Raw genomic sequence first — 526 nt, 5'->3', positions numbered from 1 at the left:
AGTTACAACAAAATATAAAAAAAGGAAAGAAGTAAAAGCGGACATGTGCTTATCAGCTTTTACTTCTTTCCAATCATCATTTGCAATATGGAACTAAGGTCATTTTTTGTTTCTGTCTTTTCCAGTATAGCTGCCAGTGTGTTAGAAAAAGTCTCATTTGCTTTCACAAACTTGTCTTTACCATACTCAGTCAATGCAGTGTAAATTCCCCTCCGATCATCTGTGCACAGATGTCGCTGCAGGGCTCCGCATTCCTTCGCTTCAAGTCTTGTTACAAGCCTTGATAAGGCACTWTGGCTCAAGCCCACCATATCTTGAAGCTGTTGAAGTCTAAGCTTATGCTCTGGTGCTTTTGACAAATAAAGAAGCACATAAAACTCTCTAAGTGAAAGCTTATGCTGATGCTGCAGGACATGTTCAAGCTCCGTCGCTATTGCACCTTGTAAGCTTGATAATGCCAGCCAGCTTTCCGTATATGAATTTGCCGGTTTTTCCATCATTGTATCTCCACCTATATCCTTATAAC

The 526-nt window shown here is 40.2% G+C and carries 1 protein-coding gene; it reads right to left on the bottom strand.

What is annotated here, in order from left to right; all coding sequences use genetic code 11:
• Nucleotides 1-59: 59 nt before the first annotated feature.
• On the bottom strand, nucleotides 60-526 hold a 467-nt coding region (locus tag QD409_RS35730; protein ID WP_430765083.1), incomplete at its 5' end, for a MarR family winged helix-turn-helix transcriptional regulator.

It is taken from the genome of Rhizobium sp. BR 315 (assembly GCF_050577975.1).
GTDB lineage: Bacteria > Pseudomonadota > Alphaproteobacteria > Rhizobiales > Rhizobiaceae > Rhizobium > Rhizobium miluonense.
Note: the sequence above shows the minus strand (reverse complement) of the source record. Positions and strands in the feature narration are given on the sequence as shown.